Raw genomic sequence first — 21998 nt, 5'->3', positions numbered from 1 at the left:
AGCGCATGCCCAAGGAACAGGGTGAGAAGGTCGTCGCGACGAATCGTCGCGCGCGTCACGAGTACAGCATCGAGAAGACGTACGAGGCCGGCCTCGTGCTCACCGGCACCGAGGTGAAGTCCCTGCGCCAGGGACGCGCGAATCTCAGCGACGGCTACGCGTACATCGACGGGAACGAGGCGTGGCTCGACGCCGTGCACATTCCCGAGTACGCGCAGGGCACCTGGACCAACCACTCCTCGAAGCGCGTGCGCAAGCTGCTGCTGCACCGCGAGGAGATCATCAAGCTCAGCCACCAGGTCTCCGCCGGCGGCTACACCCTCGTGCCGCTGCGGCTGTACTTCCTCGACGGGCGCGCGAAGGTCGAGATCGGCGTCGCGAAGGGCAAGCGCGAGTTCGACAAGCGTCAGACGCTCCGCGAACGGCAGGACAAGCGCGAGGCCGAGCGCGCCATGCGCATGCGCAACCGCATGGGGGAGTGACGGCTCTCCACAGGCTTCTGCGCCACCCCCGCGATCGCGCCTAGCCTGGCGCGATGCAGGTCGACGCGCTCCTGACCGCCCTCGTCTACACCGGGTTCCTCGCGATCGGCGCCGTGCTCATCCGCATCGACATCGACGAGCACCGGCTGCCCGACCGGATCGTGCTGCCGTCTGCCGCGGCGCTGCTCGCCCTCATCGCGCTGCACGCCGCCGCCACGCACGACGGCGTCGCGCTGGCGCGGGCCGTGATCGGCGGACTCGCGCTCGGCGCGTTCTACCTCGCGCTGCGGGCGGTCGATCCCGCCGGCATGGGCGGCGGCGATGTGAAGCTCGCGGCGCTCGTGGGCGTCTTCCTCGCCTGGCACGGATGGCCGGCGCTGCTCGCAGGGGCAGCGGCGGCCTTCGTGGCGGGTGCGGTGTGGGCCCTCGCGCTGCTGGCAGCCCGACGCATCGAGCGGCAGTCGCGCATTCCGTTCGGGCCCTGGATCATCCTCGGCGCGTGGGCGGGCCTCCTCGTGGCATGAGCCGGCTGGCCCGCGCGCATGGGTAACGTGTGTGCATGTCGTCGGTCGAGAGATGGGTCAGAGACGCGCTCGCGTGGCTTCTCCGCCGGCGCCTCGTGCGCGCCGCGCTGCTCTTCGTCGAGCAGCAGGGCGGCCTCCTCGCGGCGGCGGTGAGCTTCCGCGCCCTGTTCTCGGTCTTCGCAGCCGTCGCGCTCGGATTCGCCGTCGCCGCGCTCTGGCTCAGCTCACGCAGCGACCTCTGGCACGCGCTCATCGACGCGGTGAACGAGGCGATCCCTGGGCTCGTCGGCAACGGCGACGACGAGGGGATCATCGACGCGGAGAGCCTCGGCGGCGCGCTCGGCGCCAGCCTCTGGCTCAGCATCGTGTCGGCGGTGGCGCTCGCTTGGGCGGCGATCGGCGCCATCGGCAACGCGCGTACGGCCATCCGCATGATCGCCGGCACCGCTCACGACGACGTCCTCGTCGTCTGGCTGCTGCTGCGCGACCTGCTCTTCGCGGTGTCGGTCGGCGTGCTGTTCCTGGCCGCCGCCATCCTCACCTTCCTCGGGTCCACCTTCATCGAGACGGTCCTCGGATGGCTGGGGCTGGCCGGCGGGGGATGGGCGGAGATCCTCACGCGCCTGGCCGCGCTCGCGACGACGTTCGCGCTCGACGCCGTGATCATCGCGTGGCTCTTCCGGCTGCTCTCGGGCGTGCGCGCGCCGGCCGGCGCCGTCTGGTCGGGCGCGCTCCTCGGCGGCCTCGGGCTGACGGTGCTGCAGCAGCTGTCGGGCCTGTTCGCCGGCGCCGCTGACCGCAACCCGCTGCTGGCCTCCTTCGGCTCGCTCATCGCGCTGCTGCTGTGGTTCAACCTGTCCGCGCAGGTGATCCTCCTCGCCTGCAGCTACATCGTCGTGCGCGTGGAGGAGAGCCAGAATCGCCTGCAGGAGCGCTACGGCGCCGAGACGCTCGTGCAGCGCAGGGTGCGGATGGCCGAGCGCGACGTGCGCGTGGCGGTCGACGCGCTCGAGGCCGCGCGCGAATCCGAGCGCGAGGAGCGCCGGCAGCTCGCAGCGCGTCTATCGTGAGGGTATGGCTATCGCACGACTGCACGGAGGCCCCCTCGACGGGCAGACCCTTCCCCTGGACGACGCCGACCTCGACCGCCTGATCCTCCCGTATTCGGAGACCCAGGTCGTCTACACCCGTTCCGGTGAGGCAGAGAACACCGGCTCCGACGACGGAGCGACGGAGGTCGCCTTCCGCTTCGAGGAGGCGGAGGATCGCCTCGTCCAGGACGGCGAGGGCGAAGGCGACGTGAAGCACCGCAGCTGATGACGGATCCCACGCGCTTCGTCGAGATCGAGCGCAAGTTCGACGTCGACGCGGGCACGCCCGTTCCGTCGTGGGCGGACGTGCCCGGCGTCGCCTCGGTGTCGGGAGGGGAGGAGCGCCACCTCGACGCCCTCTACCTCGACACCGACGACCTCGCGCTCGCGCGCGCCGGCGTGGCACTGCGGCGCCGCACCGGCGGACCCGACGAGGGCTGGCACATCAAGGGTCCCCTCGTCGACGGCGGCCGGGTCGAGCTCGGATGGCCGCTCGGCCCGGACGAGAGCGTTCCGGCGGGCGTCGCGGCCGAGGTCGCGCAGTGGACCACCGCACCGCTCGCGCCGCTCGCGCGCATCGTCAACCACCGCACCGCGTACGAGCTGCGCGACGCGGACGGCGGCGTCCTGGCGGAGTTCGTGGACGACCACGTCCGCACCGCCGACCTGCGCGCCGGCGACGAGCGCGAATGGCATGAGTGGGAGATCGAGCTCGGAGCCGCCGCTCCCGCCGACAAGGCCGCGTTCTTCGACGCCGTCGCCCGGGCGGCGCTGGCCGCCGGCGCCCGCGAGGCGTCGCACGCCTCCAAGCTCGCCCGCGCTCTGGGCCGCTGACCGGAACGGACACCACGCGGCACGAAGAAAGGCCGCCCCATCCGAGGATGGGGCGGCCTTCTCGCGTCAGTGGATCAGAAGTTGATCATGTGGCCGGCGAGCCCGTGGAAGCCCTCCTGCAGCGCCTCCGACAGCGTCGGGTGCGTGTGCACGTTGCGCGCCAGCTCGTGGGCGGTGAGGTCCCACTTCTGCGCGAGCGTGACCTCGGGCAGCAGCTCCGACACGTCGGGGCCGACCATGTGGGCGCCGAGCAGCTCGAGGTGCTCCGCGTCGGCGACGAGCTTGACGAAGCCGACGGGCTCGCCGAGGCCGTGCGCCTTGCCGTTGGCCATGAACGGGAACGTCGAGACCTTGATCTCGTGGCCGGCGTCCTTCGCCTGCTGCTCGGTGAGACCGAACGAGGCCACCTGCGGCGAGCAGAACGTCGCGCGCGGCATCATGCGGTAGTCGCCCAGCGGCATGGTCTCCGCGCCGCCGATCGTCTCGGCCGCCACGACGCCCTGCGCCTCGGCGACGTGCGCCAGCTGCAGCTTCGCGGTGACATCGCCGATGGCGTAGATGCCGTCGACGTTCGTGCGCATGTAGTCGTCGATCGCGATGGCACCGCGGTCGGTGAGCTGCACGCCGGTCTTGTCGAGGCCGAAGCCGTCGACGTTCGGCGCGAACCCGACCGACATGAGCACCTTGTCAACGGTGACCTGCTGGGTGTCGCCGCCCGCGTTGGGCGTGTACGAGACGGTGACGTTCGAGCCGTTGTCGACGACCGACTCGACCTTGGTCGCGGTGAGGACCTTGATGCCGTAGTTCTTGTACTGCTTCGCGATCTCCTTGGAGACGTCGGCGTCCTCGTTGGGGAGCACGCGGTCGAGGTACTCGACCACCGTGACGTCCACGCCGTAGTTCGACATAACGTAGGCGAACTCCATGCCGATGGCGCCGGCGCCCACGATCACGATCGAGCCGGGCAGCTCGCGCGAGAGGATCTGCTCCTCGTACGTGACGACGTTCTCGCTGAGGGTGACGCCCGGCAGCAGACGGACCTTCGAGCCCGTCGCGATGATGACGTTGTCGAACGTCACCTCCTCGGTCGAGCCATCCGACTTGGCGACGGAGATCGCCTTCGGGCCCGTGAAGGTGCCGCGGCCGTCGTACTCGACGACCTTGTTCTTCTTCATGAGGAAGTGGATGCCCTTGACGCGGCCGTTCGCGACCTCACGCGAGCGGTCGTACGCCTTGCCATAGTCGAAGGTGACCTCGCCGGAGATGCCGAAGAAGTCCGACTTGTGCTTGAGCGTGTGAGCGAGCTCCGCGTTCTTCAGGAGCGCCTTCGAGGGGATGCAGCCCACGTTCAGGCAGACACCGCCCCAGTACTTCTCTTCGATGATGGCGGTCTTGAGACCGAGCTGGGCGCTGCGGACGGCGGCGACGTACCCGCCGGGGCCCGCGCCGAGGATGACGACGTCGTAGTGAGCCATGTGATCAACCCTATCTGTGTGAGGAGTGCAGAACGCCGGTGGCGTGACGGATGGCGGTGCCGGTCAGGAGGACCGGCGCGAGCGGGCGAGCAGCGCGGCGACGAGGGCGCCGCCGCCCGCGACGAGGACGACGCCGCCGATGATCCACGGCAGGTTCCGCTGGAAGGAATCGCCGTCAGCCGGCGTCCCCTCCTCGGCGGCCGCGGACGGGGCGGCGGTCGCGGATGGCGCGGGCTCGGCTTGCGTCGTCATCGTCGGCTCCGGCGTGGCCGAGGGCGCGCCATCCGCCGCCTCGGTGGTCGTGAACCGGAAGATCTTGTCCTCGCTGTGCGAGTCGCCGTAGGTCACACTCGCGATGACGGTGTACTCGCCGGCCGGTGCCCCGGTTGCGTCAAGCTTCTGCCGGAGCATGGGGCCAGCGGCCACCGCGTCACCCGCGGCGTAATCGTGGCAGGCGTCGCGGTCGATGGTGACGCGGCCGGGCTCCGCGTCGACGATGCCGGGGCACGAGGCGTCTGTCACGAACACGGCCTGCGGAGCGCCCTGCAGAAGGGAGCCGCTGAACGTGAGAGTCACCTCGTCGGGCAGCGTCTGCACCGTCTCGCCCTCAGCGGGTGCGGTGCCTACGAGCGCGTCATGCGCGGAGGCCACGGCAGGGGAGAGGAGGGGCGCGAGCACGGCCGCGGCGAGGATGGCCGTGGCGGCGCCGAGACGCGTGGATCGGTGGGAGCGCGATGAGATGAAGAAGGCGACCATGACACCTCGACGATATCCGCGGATCCTGAGCGGCGCTCGCGCGGTCCACGCGTGGCGCCCCGAGTCCATCCCGATCCCCCTTGGGAGGCGCTGAGAGCCCCGTCAGCACCGCCTTGGATCCGATAGGGTGGGACACCAAAGGGAGGTCGAGCGTGTCAGATGCGCAGTACCGGCCGGATTCGGCCTCGATCCGACGCGATGTCGGACCGACGTCTGGAGGCCACGACGGCTCCGGAGACGTCACGCAGACCTTCGGACATGACGCCGATCTGTCGTTCGTCCCGTTCGCGGGCGAGCTGTCCACCGCCGAGCTCGACGCGGTCGGGGCGCTGCCATCCGGCGCCGCGCTCCTGCTCGTGCGCTCGGGGCCCACGGCCGGCGCCCGCTACCTGCTCGATGCCGAGGTCACGACCGCCGGCCGCCATCCGGAAGCCGACATCTTCCTCGACGACGTGACGGTGTCGCGCCGCCATGCGGAGATCACGCGCGACCGCACCTCGTTCGAGATCATCGACCAGCGCTCCCTCAACGGCACCTACGTGGACGGCGAGCGCGTCGACCGCGCCGTGCTGCACAACGGCGCAGAGGTGCGCATCGGCAAGTTCCGCTTCAACTTCTTCGCCTCCCCCCGAGACATCGCGGGGGCCGGCGCCTGATGGCAGCCGCTGCCGCAGAGCGAAGCGCGACAGCGGCGCTGCTGAGCATCGGCCAGGTGCTCGCGAAGCTCACCCCCGAGTTTCCGAACCTCACCTCGAGCAAGCTGCGCTATCTCGAGGAGCAGGGCATCGTCGCACCCCAGCGCACGCCCTCCGGCTATCGGAAGTTCTCACCGCAGGACGTGGAGCGCCTGCGGCTGGGGCTCGTGCTCCAGCGCGATCACTACCTCCCGCTCAGCGTGATCCGCGAGCACCTCGACGAGGTGGATGCCAACGGAGGCGAGCGGCTCCCGCTGCCGACGTCCATCCATCCGACGGCTCGCTCGTACACGCGGGCCGACCTGCTGGCGACCGCCGGTGCGGCCCCGCAGCTCCTCAACGACGCCATCAGCATCGGCCTCATGCAGGCGTCGGAGATGTACGACGAGCACGCCGTGGCGCTGCTGCGCGCGTTCGTCGCGCTCGACCGTCACGGCATCGAGCCGCGCCACCTGCGGGCGGTCAAGCAGAGCGCCGACCGCGACGCCGACCTGGTGGATCAGGCGCTCACGCCGCTCATGCGGCGCGCCGATCCGCGCTCTCGCGCCCGCGCGGGCGAGCTCGGTCCGGAGCTCGCCGGACGCCTCGACGAGGTGCGCGGGATCTTCGTCCGTCAGGCGCTCGAGCGCATCCTGCCGTGACGTCGGCCCGCGTTTCATAACGTTCATAACGCTTGTCTCGACACGCCGCCCGCTCGGAGCGGATGTCGTTGCCGGCGCCCGCACCCTGCCATACGGTGGACAGGAATCGAACGTGAGGAGTAAGGATCACGATGGCTGAGGATCCCGCATCGGCCGGCTTCACCGCCGACCTGCTCTTCACCGACGGTCTCCCGAAGCTCGACCCCGAGGCTGGCTACCGTGGCGCGGTGGCGGCTCGCGCGGCCGGCATCACCTACCGTCAGCTCGACTACTGGGCCCGTACGGAGCTCGTCGTGCCAACCATCCGCAGCGCAACAGGATCGGGATCCCAGCGTCTCTACGGTTTCCGCGACATCCTCGTGCTGAAGCTCGTGAAGCGCCTGCTCGACACGGGCATCTCGCTGCAGCAGATCCGGATCGCCGTCGATCAGCTGCGCGCGTCGGGCATCCGCGATCTCGCGGGGACGACGCTCATGAGCGACGGCGCCTCGGTGTACCTCTGCACGTCGAACGACGAGGTCATCGATCTCGTCAGCCGCGGACAGGGCGTGTTCGGCATCGCCGTCGGACGCGTGCTGCGCGAGGTGGAGTCGACCCTCGTGGCGTTCGATCCCGCCGCTCCCGACCCCGTCGACGAGCTCGCCGCCCGTCGCTCGCGTCGCACCGCCTGACCGGTCATCCGCTGAGCCGCGCCCGGCCGGACGGGTCGCGTCGTGCGGCCCTGTCGTGTTGCGTCGTGCGGCCCTGTCTCCGCGCCGGATGCCATGTCTCCGCGCCGGATGACCATGTCTCACTGCGTGCGGGTATCAGCCGGTCATAGGCCCCGCAACTGAGACATTGGCGTCGTGGTGGGGTGGCCATGTCTCACTGCGTGCGGGTATTAGCGGGTCATAAGGCCCGCAACTGAGACATGGGTGTCGTGGTGGGGTGGCCATGTCTCACTGCGTGCGGGAATGAGCCCGTCAAAGCGGCGATAAGTGAGACACGGGGGTGCCGCGGGCGGGTCGCCCGCCGCGGGTCACTCGGCTGGGGCGGCGCCGGCCTCGGGGGCCGGGATGCGTCCGGCGCGGACGATACGGTCCAGCAGCTGGTCGAAGTCGGCCGCGAGCTCCTGCGCGGACTCGCCCGGCCACACGTGCAGGGGCTTCGCGGCGCCCTGCGCCTGCTGCAGCGACGTGCGCTCGGGAAGCTGGGGCGAGAGCACCAGCGGGCCGAACATGTCGCGCAGCTCCTTGATGCGGAACTGGTGCTCGATCGACTGCGGTCGCACGCGGTTCACGACGATGCCGAGGGGCTGCAGACGCGGCGACAGGCCGCGGCGGATCTCCTCGATCGCGCGCAGTGCCCGGTCGGCGGCGGCGACGGAGAAGAGCCCCGGCTCGGTGATGACGGCGACGCGATCGCTCGCCGCCCATGCGGTGCGCGTGAGGGCGTTGAGCGACGGCGCGCAGTCGATGAGCACCAGGTCGTAGTCGGCCTCGACCGACGCGAGCGCCTCCTCGAGCTTCCACACGTCGCGGACGGTGGGGTGGGGGCCGTCGTAGTTGATGGCCGACGGGCTCCCGATGAGGACGTCGATGACGCCCGCGTGCACCTTGGTCCAGCCGCTGGCGGTGATCGCCTGGCGGACGACCTTCTCCTTCGGGTTCTCGAGCACGTCGGCGACATTGAGGTGACCGGCGATCTGGATGTCCAGGCCGGTCGAGACGTCCGACTGCGGGTCGAGGTCGACGACGAGAGTCCGGATACCCCGCGAGAATGCCGCCGAAGCGAGCCCGAGGGTCACGGTCGTCTTGCCGACGCCTCCCTTGAGAGAGCTGACGCTGAGTACGTGCACGTCGTCTAACCTACCCTCCTCTAAGCTGAGGGCGAGCTCAGCGACGCCGGTGCGCCGGGCTCGGCCCTGCCGTCCGTCGCCGAGGAGGCGCATGTTCTCGAAGGTTCTGGTTGCCAATCGCGGAGAGATCGCCATCCGCGCGTTCCGCGCCGCATACGAGCTGGGGGCCCGCACGGTCGCCGTCTTCCCGTATGAGGACCGCAACTCGCTGCATCGGCTGAAGGCCGACGAGGCGTACCAGATCGGCGAGGAGGGGCATCCCGTCCGCGCGTATCTGGACGTGGCGGAGATCATCCGCGTCGCCAGAGAGTGCGGCGCAGACGCCATCTACCCGGGCTACGGCTTCCTCTCCGAGAACCCGGAGCTCGCCGCCCAGGCCGCCGCACACGGCATCGCCTTCATCGGGCCGTCCGCCGATGTGCTGTCGATGGCGGGCAACAAGGTCACCGCCAAGCAGCATGCGATCGACGCGGGTGTGCCGGTGCTGCGGTCCACCGATGCGTCTGACGACATCGACGCCCTCGTCGCGCAGGCCGACGAGATCGGCTTCCCGCTCTTCGCCAAGGCCGTCGCCGGCGGCGGTGGCCGCGGCATGCGCCGCGTGGGGACGAAGGACGAGCTCGCCCCGGCGCTCGCGGAGGCGATGCGCGAGGCCGGCAGCGCCTTCGGCGACCCGCGGATGTTCCTCGAGCAGGCGGTGCTCCGGCCCCGCCACGTCGAGGTGCAGGTGCTCGCGGACGCGACGGGGGAGACCGTCCACCTCTTCGAGCGCGACTGCTCCGTGCAGCGTCGCCACCAGAAGGTCATCGAGATCGCCCCGGCGCCGAACCTCGACGACGCCGTGCGCGCCGACCTCCACCGCCATGCCGTCGCCTTCGCGCGGTCGATCGGCTACGTGAACGCGGGAACGGTCGAGTTCCTCCTCGAGACTGCCGGGCCGCGAGCGGGCGAGATCGTCTTCATCGAGATGAACCCGCGCATCCAGGTCGAGCACACGGTGACCGAGGAGGTCACCGACGTCGACCTCGTGCAGGCGCAGATGCGCATCGCCTCGGGAGAGACGCTCGCCGACCTCGGCCTGCAGCAGAGCGACATCCAGCTGCACGGCGCCGCCCTGCAGTGCCGCATCACCACCGAGGATCCCGCACAGGGCTTCCGTCCGGATACGGGCAAGATCACCACCTACCGCTCGCCCGGCGGCGCCGGCATCCGCCTCGACGGCGGCACCACGGCCGCGGGCTCCCAGGTCAGCCCGCACTTCGACTCGATGCTGACGAAGCTCACCTGCCGCGGCCGCGACTACACGGCGGCCGTGCGTCGCGCGCGCCGTGCCCTGGCCGAGTTCCGCATCCGCGGCGTCTCCACGAACATCCCGTTCCTGCAGGCCGTGCTCGACGATCCGGCCTTCCTCGCCGGCGACCTCTCCACCGCGTTCATCGACGAGCGACCAGACCTGGTGCGCGGGCGCGAGTCGAAGGACCGCGGCTCGAAGGTGCTCAACTGGCTCGTCGACGTGACCGTCAACAAGCCGCATGGCGAGAACCCGCTCACGATCGATCCGAGGGTCAAGCTGCCCGCCGTCGACCTCGCGGCGGAGCCGGCGCCCGGCTCGCGGCAGCGGCTGCGCGAACTCGGGCCCGTCGGCTTCGCGCGGGCGCTCCGAGAGCAGACGCCCCTGGCGGTCACCGAGACGACATTCCGCGACGCCCACCAGTCGCTGCTCGCCACGCGCGTGCGGACGAAGGACCTCCTCAACGTCGCGCCGCACGTCGCGCGACTCACGCCGCAGCTGCTCTCCGTGGAGGCATGGGGCGGGGCGACCTACGACGTCGCCCTGCGCTTCCTGTCCGAGGACCCATGGGAGCGCCTGACCAAGCTCCGCGAGGCGCTGCCGAACGTGGCCATCCAGATGCTGCTGCGCGGGCGCAACACCGTCGGCTACACGCCGTACCCGACCGAGGTGACCGACGCGTTCGTGCGCGAGGCCGCGGACAGCGGCGTCGACATCTTCCGCATCTTCGACGCGCTGAACGACGTGGCGCAGATGCGGCCGGCGATCGACGCGGTGCTCGCCACGGGCACCACGGTCGCCGAGGTGGCCGTCTGCTACACGGGCGATCTGCTGAACCCGGCGGAGGACCTGTACACCCTCGACTACTACCTCCGCCTGGCGGAGCAGATCGTCGGCACGGGCGCCCACGTCCTCGCGATCAAGGACATGGCGGGGCTGCTGCGCCCGGCCGCCGCCGCGAAGCTCGTCTCGGCGTTCCGCGAGAACTTCGACCTGCCGGTGCACGTGCACACGCATGACACCCCGGGTGGGCAGCTCGCCACGCTCCTCGCCGCGAGTGCGGCCGGCGCCGACGCGGTGGACGCCGCAACGGCTCCGATGGCGGGCACGACGAGCCAGCCGTCGCTGTCGTCGCTCGTCGCGGCGCTCGCGCACACCGATCGCGACACCGGTCTCGATCTGCGCGCCGTCTCCGACCTCGAGCCGTACTGGGAGGCCGTGCGTCACCTCTACCGGCCCTTCGAGTCCGGTCTGGATGGCCCGACCGGCCGCGTGTACGCGCACGAGATCCCCGGCGGGCAGCTCTCGAACCTGCGCCAGCAGGCGATCGCGCTGGGTCTCGCCGACGACTTCGAGCTCATCGAGGACATGTACGCGGCGGCGAACGAGATCCTCGGGCGCGTGCCCAAGGTCACCCCGTCGTCGAAGGTGGTCGGCGACCTCGCGCTGCACCTTGCCGCGGTGCGAGCCGACCCTGCGGACTTCGCGGAGAACCCCGGCAGGTACGACGTGCCGGATTCGGTGGTGGGATTCATGGCGGGCGAGCTCGGAGACCTGCCGGGCGGATGGCCGGAGCCGTTCCGCACCAAGGTGCTCGCGGGCCGCCAGGTGAAGGCCGGCGTGACGCCGATCTCCGCGCACGACCGCGCCGCCCTCGAGGGCGACTCCGTCACGCGGCGCGCGGCGCTCAACCGGCTGCTGTTCCCGCAGCCGACGCGCATCTTCGAGGAGCAGCGCGAGGCGTACGGCGATCTCTCAGTGCTCGACACCGCGGACTATCTCTACGGACTCACCCCCGGACGGGAGCACGTCATCACGCTCGAAAGGGGCGTGCAGCTGTACGCGGGGCTCGAGTCGATCGGCGCCGCCGACGACAAGGGCCTCCGCTCAGTCATGACGACGCTCAACGGGCAGCTCCGACCGGTGTCCGCGCGCGACCGCAGCATCGCGGTCGAGGTGCACGAGGCCGAGAAGGCCGACACCAACCGGCCGGGTCAGGTCGCGGCGCCGTTCTCCGGAGTGGTGACCGTGAAGGTCGAGCAGGGCGACCGCGTCAGCGCCGGTCAGCCGATCGCCTCGATCGAGGCCATGAAGATGGAGGCCGCCATCACGGTCCCGATCGGCGGGGTCGTCGAGCGCATCGCCATCGCCAGCACCCAGCAGGTGGAGGCCGGGGACCTTTTGGTCGTCGTCACACCCGCCGAGTAACCTTGTGCGGGGTCCGGCGGGTGCCGGACTCCGCATGAGGAGACATGACATTGAGTTCTGATCGCGGCGGTCGCCCGGATGCCGAGCCCGCCGACAACGGAGTGCTCGGCGGCATCGGCCTCGACACGACGGCGATCGGCGTCCTCGGGGCGCACACGGCGCAGGTGCAGGTCGCACTGCCGCCGAACCGCGAGGACCCGGACGACGACGTGGTGGACGACGACGACCTCGACTACGTCATGGCCCGGTTCGACGAGCTGAAGAGCGACGAGGTCGACGCGGCGGATCATGCCGATCCCGCGGACGACGACACGCTCGAGCCGGTCGAAGTCGACGCCGACGAGGTGCTCGACGAGACCGAAGCGGACGTCGGGGCGGCTGACCGGGCCGAGGCAGACGCGGCCGAGGCCATCCGTGCTTCGCAGCAGGACCCCGCGGTGCTGCCCGCCACGCCCGCGCGCGAGGAGACACTGCCGCGCGGCTACGACTCGTTCGCCGCGCGACCGCTCGCCGTCGCGGCGGGCGCAGATGCGAGAGAAGACACCATGCCCGATCCCACCGAGGGCGCTCGACCCGACCCGTCGCTCACGCGCCCGTCGTTCGTCACCCCCCACGCGCCCCTCGACGCCGCGGCTCCCGAAGCCGTCGCCGCCCGCCGTGCGGGAGAGGTGACCGAGAGCGCCACCCGCGAGAGCGCCGATGTCCTCACGGCCGATCGCCTGCTGGAATCCGGCGCCGTGCGGCGCCCGGAGCCGGAAGGCCCCTGGCGGCAGCTCGTGTACCGCGCGACGCGAGGCGTCGTCAACCTCGGCGACAGCCGTGCCGTGCGCGAGCGGAAGGACGTGTCGCGTCGCATCGCGGTGCCGCTCGTCGGCGCGGCGCGCTTCGTCCCGGTGCTCAGCCGCAAGGGCGGCGTCGGCAAGACGACCGTCACGGCGCTGCTGGGCATGGCGCTGGCCGATGCCCGCGACGATCGCGTGATCGCCGTCGACGCCAATCCCGATCGGGGCACGCTCGCCGAGCGCATCGCGCGCTCCACGGGCAGGACCGTCCGCGATCTCGTGCGCAACCGCGACAGCGTGCGCGGCTACGCCGAGATGAGCGCGCATGTCGTCCGCGACGAGACCCGCCTCGACGTGCTCGCGTCAGACACCGACCCGCGGCTCTCCGAGGCCTTCAGCGACCAGGACTACCGCACGGTCGCCGACGTCGCCGCGCACTACTACTCCATCGTGCTCACCGACACCGGCACGGGCATCGTCCAGTCCGTCATGGGCGCGACGCTCGACCTCGCCGACCAGATCGTGGTCGTGGCCGGGCTCAGCGTCGACGAGGCGCGACTGGCGAGCGAGACGCTCACCTGGCTCGAGGCGAACGGTCACAGCGAGCGCGTGCGACACGCCGTCGTCGTGCTCAACCAGTCCACCCCGGGTGCACCGGTCGTGCGTCTGGACGAACTCGAGACTCACTTCCGCAGCCGAGTCCGCGCGGTGGTGCGGCTTCCGTACGATCCGCAGCTCGCGACGGGCAGCGCGATCACCTATGCCGAGCTGCGTCCGGCGACGCGTGACGCCGCCCGCGTGCTCGCGGCGCGGGTCATCGAGGGTCTGCGCCCGCAGGGCGCCGAAGAGGGGAAGAGCCGTTGACCGTCCGCGACATCCGCATCATCGGAGACCCCGTCCTCGCGCAGCAGTGCCGCGAGATCGAAGTGATCGACGACGGCGTCCGCGCGCTCGTCGAGGACCTCATCGAGACCGTGAAGGTTCCCGGGCGCGCCGGAGTGGCAGCGCCGCAGATCGGGGTGGGGCTGCGCGCCTTCAGCTACAACGTCGACGACCAGATCGGGTACATCCTCAACCCGCGCATCGTCGAGGTGCGCGGCGACGCGCAGCCGACGGGGGAGGGCTGCCTCTCCGTCCCCGGACTCTGGCACGACGCGCTCCGGCATCCGTACGCGCGTGCCGAGGGCATCGACCTCGAGGGCGAGCGCGTCGTCCTCGAGGGCGAGGGCCTGTTCGCGCAGATGCTCCAGCACGAGACCGATCACCTCGACGGCAAGCTGTATCTCCGGCGCCTGCCCGCTGACACGCGCAAGGCCGCCATGCGCGAGGTGCGCGAGAGGATCTGGCTCAGCTGACCGCTCAGCCGCCGACCGAGATGTTGGATGTGGTCACGGGCTTCTCGTAGATCCCCGCGATCTCCTTCGCGAAGTCCTTGAGGATCTCCGATCGCTTGATCGACATCTTCGGCGTGAGGTGGCCGGAGCCCTCCGTCCACTCGGTGCCGAGGATGGCGAACTCGCGGATGGACTCCGCTCGAGACACGCGGCGGTTGGCATCGTCGATGGCGCGCTGAACCTCCGCGCGGACCGTCGCGTTCTGCGCTGCTTCCGCGAGCGTGAGGTCGGACGACTCGCCGTGGGTGGCGAGCCACGCCGGCAGCATCTCCGGGTCGAGGGTCACGAGCGCGGCGATGAACGGCTTCTGATCGCCCACCACGACCACCTGCCCCACGATCGGGTTCGCGCGGATCGGGTCCTCGAGAGCAGCGGGCGCCACGTTCTTGCCGCCGGCGGTGACGATGATCTCCTTCTTGCGCCCCGTGATGGTCAGGAAGCCGTCGTCGTCGAGCGAGCCGAGATCTCCGGTGCGGAACCACTCGCCGTCGAACGCCGACTCCGTCGCCTCGGGGTTCCGCCAGTACTCGCGGAAGACGTTGATGCCCTTGACCTGCACCTCGCCGTCGTCGGCGATGCGCAGCGCGACGCCCGGCAGCGCGGGCCCGACCGACCCGATCTTCGATTTCGTCGCGAGGTTCACCGAGGCCGGCGCGGTGGTCTCCGTGAGCCCGTACCCCTCGAGGATGTGGATGCCGAGGCTGTGGAAGAAGTGCCCGAGCCGCGGCCCGAGCGGTGCCGAGCCGGACACGGCGTACTGCACCTTGCCGCCCATGAGCGCGCGCAGCTTCGCGTAGACGAGGCGGTCGAACAGCGCGTACTGCACACGGAGGCCCAGGCCGATCCGCTCCCCGTCCTGCAGGCGGCGGGAGTGCTCGACGGCGACCTTCGCCGCGGCGCGGAAGATCTTGCCCTTGCCCTCGCTCTCGGTCTTCTGCTCGGCCGAGTTGTAGACCTTCTCGAACACGCGCGGCACGGCGAGGAGGAACGTCGGCTGAAACGACCCCAGCGCCGGGATGAGCTGCTTGGTGTCGGGCTGGTGGCCCGTTCGCACGCCCGCATGGATGCAGAGGATGGAGATGAACCGGGCGAAGATGTGCGCGGTCGTGATGAAGAGGACGGTCGAGGCCCCGGGCTGCAGGACGACCTCCGACAGCGCCTGGGCGGAGTTGCGGCACAGCTCGACGAAGTTGCTGTGCGTGAGCACGCATCCCTTCGGCCGACCCGTCGATCCGGAGGTGTAGATGAGCGTCGCGATGTCGTCGCCGTTCGCGAGCTGTCGGCGCAGGTCGATCTCCGAGTCGTCGATCGACGCACCCTCGTCGGCGAGCGCGTCGAGCGCGCCCTCGTCCATCCGCCACACCTCGCGCACGAGCGGCAGCTCGCCGCGCACCTCCTCGAAGCGGGCGGCGTGCTCGCCGGTCTCGACGAGCAGGGCGGTCGCGCCGGAGTCGGAGAGGATCCACTGGATCTGCGATGGCGAGCTCGTCTCGTAGACGGGCACCATGATCGCGCCCGCGAAGAACAGCGCGAAGTCGACCACCGACCACTCGTACGTGGTGCGCGCGAGGAAGGCCACCTTCTCACCGGGCTGCACGCCCGCGGCGACGAATCCCTTGGCCAGCGCGAGCACCTGCCCGTGGAACTCGCTGGCCGTCACGTCCTGCCATCCGCCGTCGCCGTCTGGAACCCCGAACAGCACGCGATCGGGAGTCGCGGCGACCCGGTCGATGAGCAGATCGGTGACGTTGGCCGAGGGGTCGGCGGGGACGATTGCGAGCATCGAGGTCTCGATCACGGCATCTCCTTCGGTACCGGTGCGGGTGAGGCGAGTATATGCCGCGGCATGCGACGGGTCGGATACGTGCACGGTTCTCACAAGGCTAGACTTCCAGGCGCGGGAACCGACAGAGGGAGCTGACGAGTGTTCTACTGGCTCATGAAGTACGTGTTCGTCGGCCCACTCGTCAAGGCCGTGTACCGCCCCTGGACCACCGGCAGGGAGAACGTCCCGCAGACGGGCGCGGCCATCCTCGCCAGCAACCACCTGTCGGTCATCGACTCGGTGTTCCTTCCGCTCATGCTGGATCGTCCGGTCTCGTTCCTCGCCAAGGCCGAGTACTTCACGGGGCGCGGGCTCAAGGGATGGGCCACGCGCTGGTTCATGAAGGGGACGGGTCAGATCGCGTTGGACCGCTCGGGAGGACCGGCATCGGAGGCCGCCCTCAACACCGCGCTGCAGGTCATCGGTCGCGGCGACCTCCTCGGCATCTATCCCGAGGGAACGCGCAGCCCCGACGGGCGGCTCTACCGCGGACGCACCGGCATCGCCCGGATGGCCCTGGAGGCGAAGGTCCCGGTGATCCCGGTGGTCATGGTGGACACGGGGGAGATGATGCCAATCGGGCGGACCATCCCCAAGGTGATGCGCGCGGGCATCGTCATCGGCGAGCCGCTCGACTTCTCTCGCTACGCGGGCATGGAGAGCGACCGGTACGTGCTGCGCTCGGTCACCGACGAGATCATGGTGGCGCTGCAGCGGCTGGGCGGCCAGGAGTACCGCGACGAGTATGCGTCGAGCGTGAAGAACCGGGTCACCGAGGTCTGAGTCGCGGGGCGTCACGTTGATCGGAGCAGCCCCGCCCGCGCGATAGCATCAGACAATGCCTCGAACGCTGGATGCTCTCGACTCCTGGAAGACCCTGCCGATCAAGCAGCAGCCGGAGTATCACGACGCTGCCGCGGTCGCCGAGGTCGCCGCCGAGCTCGGCGCGCTGCCGCCGCTCGTCTTCGCGGGCGAGGTCGACACCCTCAAGGCGCGGCTGGCCGACGCGGCCGCCGGTCGGGCGTTCTTGCTGCAGGGCGGCGACTGCGCGGAGACCTTCGCCGGCGCCACCGCGGACAAGATCCGCAACCGCGTGAAGACCGTGCTGCAGATGGCCGTCGTGCTCACCTACGGCGCGGCCATGCCGGTCGTGAAGATGGGGCGGATGGCCGGGCAGTTCGCCAAGCCCCGCTCGAGCGATGTGGAGACCCGCGGCGACGTGACGCTTCCCGCCTTCCGCGGCGAGATCGTCAACGGCTACGACTTCACGGCCGCCTCACGTCAGGCCGACCCGCAGCGGCTGCTGCAGGCGTACCACACGTCGGCATCCACCCTGAATCTCATCCGCGCGTTCACGCAGGGCGGCTTCGCGGACCTCCGCGAGGTGCACTCGTGGAACAAGGGCTTCGCGGAGAACCCGGCCAACAAGCGCTACGAGCGCCTCGCCGCGGAGATCGACCGCGCCATCCGCTTCATGGACGCGTGCGGCGCGGACTTCGACGAGCTGCGCCGCGTGGAGTTCTACACGGGTCACGAGGGCCTGCTCATGGACTACGAGCGTCCGCTCACGCGCATCGACTCCCGCACCAGCGAGATCTACAACACGTCCGGCCACTTCCTCTGGATCGGGGAGCGGACGCGCGAGCTCGACGGCGCGCACGTCGAGTACTTCTCGCACATCCGCAACCCCATCGGGGTGAAGCTCGGCCCGTCGACCTCCCCCGAGACGGCGCTGGCGCTCATCGACAAGCTCGATCCCGAGCGCGAGCCCGGGCGGCTGACCTTCATCACGCGCATGGGCGCGGGGAAGATCCGCGACGCCCTGCCTCCGCTCCTCGAAGCGGTCAAGAACTCCGGCGCGCAGCCGCTGTGGGTGACCGACCCGATGCACGGCAACGGCATCACGACGCCCACCGGCTACAAGACGCGGCGCTTCGACGACGTCGTCGACGAGGTGCGCGGCTTCTTCGAGGCGCACCGCGGCGTCGGCACCTTCCCCGGCGGAATCCACGTCGAGCTGACCGGCGACGACGTCACGGAGTGCCTGGGCGGTTCGGAGCACATCGACGAGGCGACCCTCGCCACGCGGTACGAGTCGCTGTGCGACCCGCGGCTCAACCACATGCAGTCGCTCGAGCTCGCCTTCCTCGTCGCCGAGGAGCTCGAGAAGCGCTGACGCATCGATCGGGCCGCCCGCGGGCGGCCCGATCGAGGCGTCAGAACGAGCCGGTGATGGTCAGCGTGATCGTGGTGCCGGCGGGCTGCGACGAGCCGCCCTCGGGGGTCATGCCCTCGACCTCGGTGAAGGTGTTCACGACCGCGTTCCACAGGCCGTTGTAGGTCACTCCGAAGCCGGCGTTCTCGAGGGTCGCTTTCGCCTCGTCGCGCGTCATGCCGATCACGTCCGGCACCTCGAACAGCTGCGGACCGAGCGAGGTCACCACGCGCACCGTGTCGCCGGGGCGCCAGCTGCCGGGCTCCGCGCGTTCGAGGGTGTAGATCACGTGCCCCTCCGGCACGCTGTCGCTGTACTCCTGCGAGGCGACCTCGATGGCGACGCCGACCTCGTCGAGGGTCGCCTGCGCCTCGTCGGAGCTCATGCCCGTGACGTCGGGGAGGGGCCCGATCGACACCGTCAGCTGAGCGGTGTCGCCCTGGTGCACCGAGCACCCCTCGGTGCAGTCGACGGCGTCGCCGCCGGCGGCCGGCGTGACCGACACCGCCAGCACCGTGCCCTCGGCGGCGTCGGCGAAGACCGCCGCCTCGTCGTCGGCCACCGAGATCCGCTGGTCGGACAGGACGCTGCGCACCTCGTCGGCCGAGCGGCCGGCGAGCCGCTCGAAGTCCGCGCCGGCGGGCCCTGCTGAGGTGACCACGGTGATCGTCGTCTCCCGATCCACGCGGGCTCCCGCGCTGGGATCGGTGCGGATGACCTCGCCGGTCGGCACGTCCAGCGTGTTCTCGCTCGTCTCCTCCGCGAGCAGCTCGCGGCCATCCAGAGCGCTCTGCGCCTCGTCGAAGGTGAGGCCCTGCAGCTGCGGCACGGCCACGAGCGATCCCGGGCCGGAGCCCCACCACCACCCGGTCACCGCGGCCCCCGCCGTCGCCAGCAGCGCCACGACGATCAGCCAGGCGCCGCGGGTGCGCCGACGCTGCGCGCGCCGGCGCAGGGCGGCGGCGTTGTCGGCGTCCTCGTGCGCTGTCGCGTTGGTGAGCGTCGCGGGCAGGATCGACGTGGGCGCGTCGGGCATGACCCGCGTCTGCCCCTCGATCGGCTCGTCGTCGTCCGTGGACTCGTCGGGGAACCGGGACGCGGCCGCCGTCCGCGTGGGAAGCGGCGAGACGCCGAGCTCCCTTTCGATCTCGCGCAGGCGGTCGAGCATCTCCTGGGCGTCGGCGGGGCGCTCGTCCGGCACCTTCTCGGTGGCCCACAGCACGAGCTCGTCGAGCTGCTCCGGCACCCCGGGGTTCTTGGTGCTCGGACGCGGCACCGACTCGGTCGTGTGCTGGAAGGCGATCTGGATGGGCTGCTCGCCCTGGTACGGCTGCTCGCCCGCCAGCATCTCGTACAGCATGATGCCGAGGGCGTAGATGTCGCTGCGGCTGTCGGCGGTGCCCCGGGTGAGCAGCTCCGGGGGGATGTACGCGATGGTGCCCAGCAGCTGCTGCCCGGTCGCGGTGTTCGCGGAGCTCGCTCGTGCGAGGCCGAAGTCGCCGATCTTGATGCGACCGTCCTCCGCGAGCAGCACGTTCTCGGGCTTCACATCGCGGTGGATGAGGCCGGCGCGATGCGCGGCAGAGAGCCCGGACAGCACCGCGTCCATCACGGTGATGGTCTGCGTCACCGTCAGACGGCGCTGCTCCTTGAGGAGCTCGCGCAGGGTGATCCCGGGGAGGTACTCCATCACGAGGTACGCGAGCTCGCCATCCTGCCCCTGGTCGTAGACGTTCACGACGTGCGGGTCGGACAGCCGGGCGGCGGTGCGGGCCTCCTGGATGAAGCGGCTCTGGAAGGCGCTGTCGTCGCTGAGATGACTGTGCATGACCTTCAGAGCGACGCGGCGCTCCAGGCGCAGGTCGGTGGCGACGTAGACGGTCGCCATGCCGCCGCGGGCGATGCGGGCGCGCACTCGGTACCGTTGGTCGACAAGCCGCCCGATGAGGGGGTCGACCTGCTGACTCATGGACACAGCCTGATTCTACGAAAGCCCGGCTGAGACGACTGTGACCGGCGCGCCACCGCGCCGGTCACGATCGTGTCCCCGAGGGGAGGTCAGCCGAGCTGTGCGAGCCAGGAGTATGCCTGCGTCTCCCAGCGTCCGTACCGGTCGGGGAACGCGGAGATCTGCACGGTCTGCGCGGCCTGGCCGAAGTCCATGTCCTGCCAGCCGGCGATGTCGCGGAGGCCGCGGGTGGTGCTGCCGTTGGGGTCGCCGGCGCCGCCGAAGAACACCCGGATCGAGTAGTCGCGGTTGAGGATCTGCTCCTCGGAGCCCCAGCCCGTGCTCGGACGCTGCTGGAACAGACCCAGCGAGTCGCGGTCGCCCCAGTCGAGGTTGCGCAGGCCCGACTCAACCATCGCGGTCGCGAGGGCGATCGCGATGCCCTTGTCGGAGATGCCCAGCTCGCGGCCGATGCGGATGATCATCTGCGCGTTCTCGGTCTGCGGCGCGTTGAGCGACGCCGACAGCTGATCCGTCGGGATGTCGTAGATCGACTGAGGAGCCTCGCTCTGCTGCTGCGCCTGAGGGGCGCTCTGCGGAGCGGGGGCGCCGCCCGCCCGGGGGAGGGCGATCTTCTGACCGGGGTAGATGATGCTCGACCCGTTCAGCCCGTTCGCCGCGAGCAGCTCGCTGACGCTCACGCCGTGCTTCTGCGCGATGGCCCAGAGCGTGTCGCCGGCCTGGACGATGTAGCTCTCGGTCTGCGGTGCGGCCGGAGCCTCCTGCACCGCGGGAGCCTCCGACGTCGCCTCCTGCTGCTGCGCGGGGACCGCGACCGCGTTGTCCGCGACGGCGAGCTTCTGGCCGACGAAGATCAACGCATCGGAGCCGAGCTTGTTCAGCGAGATGATGCGGTCGACCGAGGAGCCGTAGCGCTGGGCGATGGACCAGACGGTGTCGCCCGACGTCACGACGTGGTGCTGCGTGCGCGCCTCGCCCTGGATCACGGCGGCGGGCTTCGCGGCGGTCGCCGATGCGTCCTGCGAGGCGCCGGCGCTCGACGCGGTCAGCCGGATCGACTGGCCAGGGTAGATAGTGCTCGACCAGCCGAGGCCGTTCCACGTGAGCACGTCGACCGTGCGCAGACCGTGGCGGATCGCGATGCCGGTGATCGTGTCGCCGGGCTGGACGGTGTAGCTCGTGATGGCCGCAGCCGCCTGGTGCACGGTCACGCCGGCGGTCGCGGTGGGAGTGCGCACGGCATGCGCATTCGCGGCGACGGCGAGGCTGCCGTCGGTGTGGCCGAGGTCGGCCGGCAGGTGCCGTACGCCCTCGCGCGGTTTCTCCACCGCCGATGCGGCAGCAGGCGCTCCCAGCGTCACGGCGATGGCGCCGGTGACTGCCATGGGAACGGTGGTGAACAGGTCGCGCCTGCGGCGCGAAGTCGGTCGATGCACGTTGACCCCCAACGATCGGACGCGCCCACATTGTCACGGAAGTGTCACGAAGTCAAAAGAAGGTATCCGGAGTGGCGAGAGGTGCGCGTGGGGAGGTCGGCGCTGGTGTGACGGAAGTGAAAGAAGGCGTCACCGCGCACCGGCGTCGGGATGAGAAACTGAGGGGGTGACTGCGGAGACTTCCTCGACTGTTCCCACCGACTGGCTGACGATCCCCGAGCTCGTCGACATCCTCGGCGAACCGCAGGGGCGCATCCGGCGTCTCCTCGACGATCGCGTGCTCATCGCCTCGCGGCGGGAGGGTCCGCTCAAGGTGCCCGCCGTGTTCCTCGTCGACGGTCAGCCGCTCGCGTCCCTGCGCGGCACCGTGACGGTGCTCGGCGACGCCGGATTCTCCGACGATGAGGCGATCGACTGGCTGCTCACCACGGACGACACGATCGGCGTCGCCCCGATCACCGCCCTGCTGGCGGGACGGAAGTCCGAGGTGCGCAGGGTCGCGCAGACCCTGGCCTGAGCAGGTCCTCGGCCTGACCAGGCCCG

20 protein-coding genes are annotated in these 21998 nt (G+C 70.5%); 14 read left to right on the top strand and 6 right to left on the bottom strand.

The features are described 5' to 3' along the window. Positions 1-5: 5 nt before the first annotated feature. The 5 genes from smpB to QWJ90_RS13375 are packed head-to-tail and all read left to right on the top strand — an operon-like array spanning position 6 to position 2931. Complete coding sequence (gene smpB / locus QWJ90_RS13395) at positions 6-482, top strand: SsrA-binding protein SmpB (RefSeq protein ID WP_290108353.1); 477 nt, start codon at positions 6-8, stop codon at positions 480-482. A gap of 53 nt (positions 483-535) precedes the next feature. Next, positions 536-1006, top strand: a complete 471-nt coding sequence (locus tag QWJ90_RS13390; protein ID WP_290108352.1) for a prepilin peptidase — start codon at positions 536-538, stop codon at positions 1004-1006. A gap of 35 nt (positions 1007-1041) precedes the next feature. Next, a complete protein-coding gene (locus QWJ90_RS13385) occupies positions 1042-2076 on the top strand; it encodes a YihY/virulence factor BrkB family protein (RefSeq protein WP_290108351.1) in 1035 nt (344 codons plus the stop codon). Between the two features lie 4 nt (positions 2077-2080). Then, positions 2081-2323: a response regulator gene (locus tag QWJ90_RS13380; protein ID WP_290108350.1), complete on the top strand. Its 243-nt coding sequence runs from the start codon at positions 2081-2083 to the stop codon at positions 2321-2323. Further along, positions 2323-2931, top strand: a complete 609-nt coding sequence (locus QWJ90_RS13375) for a CYTH domain-containing protein (RefSeq protein WP_290108349.1) — start codon at positions 2323-2325, stop codon at positions 2929-2931. The genes QWJ90_RS13380 and QWJ90_RS13375 overlap by 1 nt, the downstream gene beginning before the upstream one ends. Positions 2932-3005: 74 nt before the next feature. Here the strand turns inward: QWJ90_RS13375 and lpdA are convergent, their stop codons facing one another. Both lpdA and QWJ90_RS13365 read right to left on the bottom strand, forming a co-directional pair. Beyond that, positions 3006-4406 (bottom strand): dihydrolipoyl dehydrogenase, encoded by a 1401-nt coding sequence (lpdA, locus tag QWJ90_RS13370; RefSeq protein WP_290108348.1) that lies wholly within the window; start codon positions 4404-4406, stop codon positions 3006-3008. A gap of 63 nt (positions 4407-4469) precedes the next feature. Continuing rightward, positions 4470-5162 carry a copper resistance CopC family protein gene (locus QWJ90_RS13365; RefSeq protein ID WP_290108347.1) on the bottom strand — a complete coding sequence of 231 codons (693 nt, stop codon included), beginning with the start codon at positions 5160-5162 and terminating at the stop codon, positions 4470-4472. 152 nt (positions 5163-5314) lie between these two features. Between QWJ90_RS13365 and QWJ90_RS13360 the strand changes: the two genes are divergently transcribed. The 3 genes from QWJ90_RS13360 (at position 5315) to QWJ90_RS13350 (ending at position 7169) form a co-directional block, all read left to right on the top strand. Then, positions 5315-5818 carry an FHA domain-containing protein gene (locus QWJ90_RS13360; RefSeq protein ID WP_425486984.1) on the top strand — a complete coding sequence of 168 codons (504 nt, stop codon included), beginning with the start codon at positions 5315-5317 and terminating at the stop codon, positions 5816-5818. Beyond that, positions 5818-6498, top strand: a complete 681-nt coding sequence (gene ftsR / locus QWJ90_RS13355; protein WP_290108346.1) for a transcriptional regulator FtsR — start codon at positions 5818-5820, stop codon at positions 6496-6498. The genes QWJ90_RS13360 and ftsR overlap by 1 nt, the downstream gene beginning before the upstream one ends. A gap of 131 nt (positions 6499-6629) precedes the next feature. Then, complete coding sequence (locus QWJ90_RS13350) at positions 6630-7169, top strand: MerR family transcriptional regulator (RefSeq protein WP_290108345.1); 540 nt, start codon at positions 6630-6632, stop codon at positions 7167-7169. A gap of 347 nt (positions 7170-7516) precedes the next feature. Here the strand turns inward: QWJ90_RS13350 and QWJ90_RS13345 are convergent, their stop codons facing one another. Continuing rightward, on the bottom strand, positions 7517-8335 hold the full coding sequence (locus QWJ90_RS13345) for a ParA family protein (protein WP_290108344.1): 819 nt from the start codon (positions 8333-8335) through the stop codon (positions 7517-7519). Positions 8336-8426: 91 nt separating this feature from the next. Between QWJ90_RS13345 and QWJ90_RS13340 the strand changes: the two genes are divergently transcribed. Genes QWJ90_RS13340 through QWJ90_RS13330 form a run of 3 tightly spaced genes read left to right on the top strand, consistent with a single transcriptional unit; the run spans position 8427 to position 13971 of the window. Next, the gene (locus QWJ90_RS13340; RefSeq protein ID WP_290108343.1) at positions 8427-11834 is read left to right on the top strand and encodes a pyruvate carboxylase; all 3408 of its coding nucleotides are present in this window, start codon (positions 8427-8429) and stop codon (positions 11832-11834) included. A gap of 44 nt (positions 11835-11878) precedes the next feature. Continuing rightward, positions 11879-13480, top strand: coding sequence for a MinD/ParA family ATP-binding protein (locus QWJ90_RS13335; protein WP_290108342.1), 1602 nt, complete (start codon positions 11879-11881; stop codon positions 13478-13480). Next, positions 13477-13971: a peptide deformylase gene (locus tag QWJ90_RS13330; RefSeq protein WP_290108341.1), complete on the top strand. Its 495-nt coding sequence runs from the start codon at positions 13477-13479 to the stop codon at positions 13969-13971. The genes QWJ90_RS13335 and QWJ90_RS13330 overlap by 4 nt, the downstream gene beginning before the upstream one ends. 4 nt (positions 13972-13975) lie before the next feature. Here the strand turns inward: QWJ90_RS13330 and QWJ90_RS13325 are convergent, their stop codons facing one another. Continuing rightward, positions 13976-15793, bottom strand: a complete 1818-nt coding sequence (locus QWJ90_RS13325; RefSeq protein ID WP_290108368.1) for an AMP-dependent synthetase/ligase — start codon at positions 15791-15793, stop codon at positions 13976-13978. A 141-nt stretch (positions 15794-15934) separates the two neighbouring features. Between QWJ90_RS13325 and QWJ90_RS13320 the strand changes: the two genes are divergently transcribed. Then, positions 15935-16618: a lysophospholipid acyltransferase family protein gene (locus QWJ90_RS13320; protein WP_290108340.1), complete on the top strand. Its 684-nt coding sequence runs from the start codon at positions 15935-15937 to the stop codon at positions 16616-16618. A gap of 55 nt (positions 16619-16673) precedes the next feature. After that, on the top strand, positions 16674-18011 hold the full coding sequence (locus QWJ90_RS13315; protein WP_290108339.1) for a class II 3-deoxy-7-phosphoheptulonate synthase: 1338 nt from the start codon (positions 16674-16676) through the stop codon (positions 18009-18011). 40 nt (positions 18012-18051) lie between these two features. Here QWJ90_RS13315 and pknB read toward each other — a convergent pair whose 3' ends face one another. Together pknB and QWJ90_RS13305 are read right to left on the bottom strand one after the other, a co-directional pair. Next, the gene (gene pknB / locus QWJ90_RS13310) at positions 18052-20025 is read right to left on the bottom strand and encodes a Stk1 family PASTA domain-containing Ser/Thr kinase (protein WP_290108338.1); all 1974 of its coding nucleotides are present in this window, start codon (positions 20023-20025) and stop codon (positions 18052-18054) included. A gap of 83 nt (positions 20026-20108) precedes the next feature. Then, positions 20109-21404: a LysM peptidoglycan-binding domain-containing protein gene (locus tag QWJ90_RS13305; RefSeq protein ID WP_290108337.1), complete on the bottom strand. Its 1296-nt coding sequence runs from the start codon at positions 21402-21404 to the stop codon at positions 20109-20111. A gap of 217 nt (positions 21405-21621) precedes the next feature. Between QWJ90_RS13305 and QWJ90_RS13300 the strand changes: the two genes are divergently transcribed. Further along, complete coding sequence (locus tag QWJ90_RS13300; protein ID WP_290108336.1) at positions 21622-21972, top strand: Rv2175c family DNA-binding protein; 351 nt, start codon at positions 21622-21624, stop codon at positions 21970-21972. Positions 21973-21998 lie beyond the last annotated feature (26 nt).

This window comes from Microbacterium oryzae, from assembly GCF_030406385.1.
GTDB lineage: Bacteria > Actinomycetota > Actinomycetes > Actinomycetales > Microbacteriaceae > Microbacterium > Microbacterium oryzae_A.
Note: the sequence above shows the minus strand (reverse complement) of the source record. Positions and strands in the feature narration are given on the sequence as shown.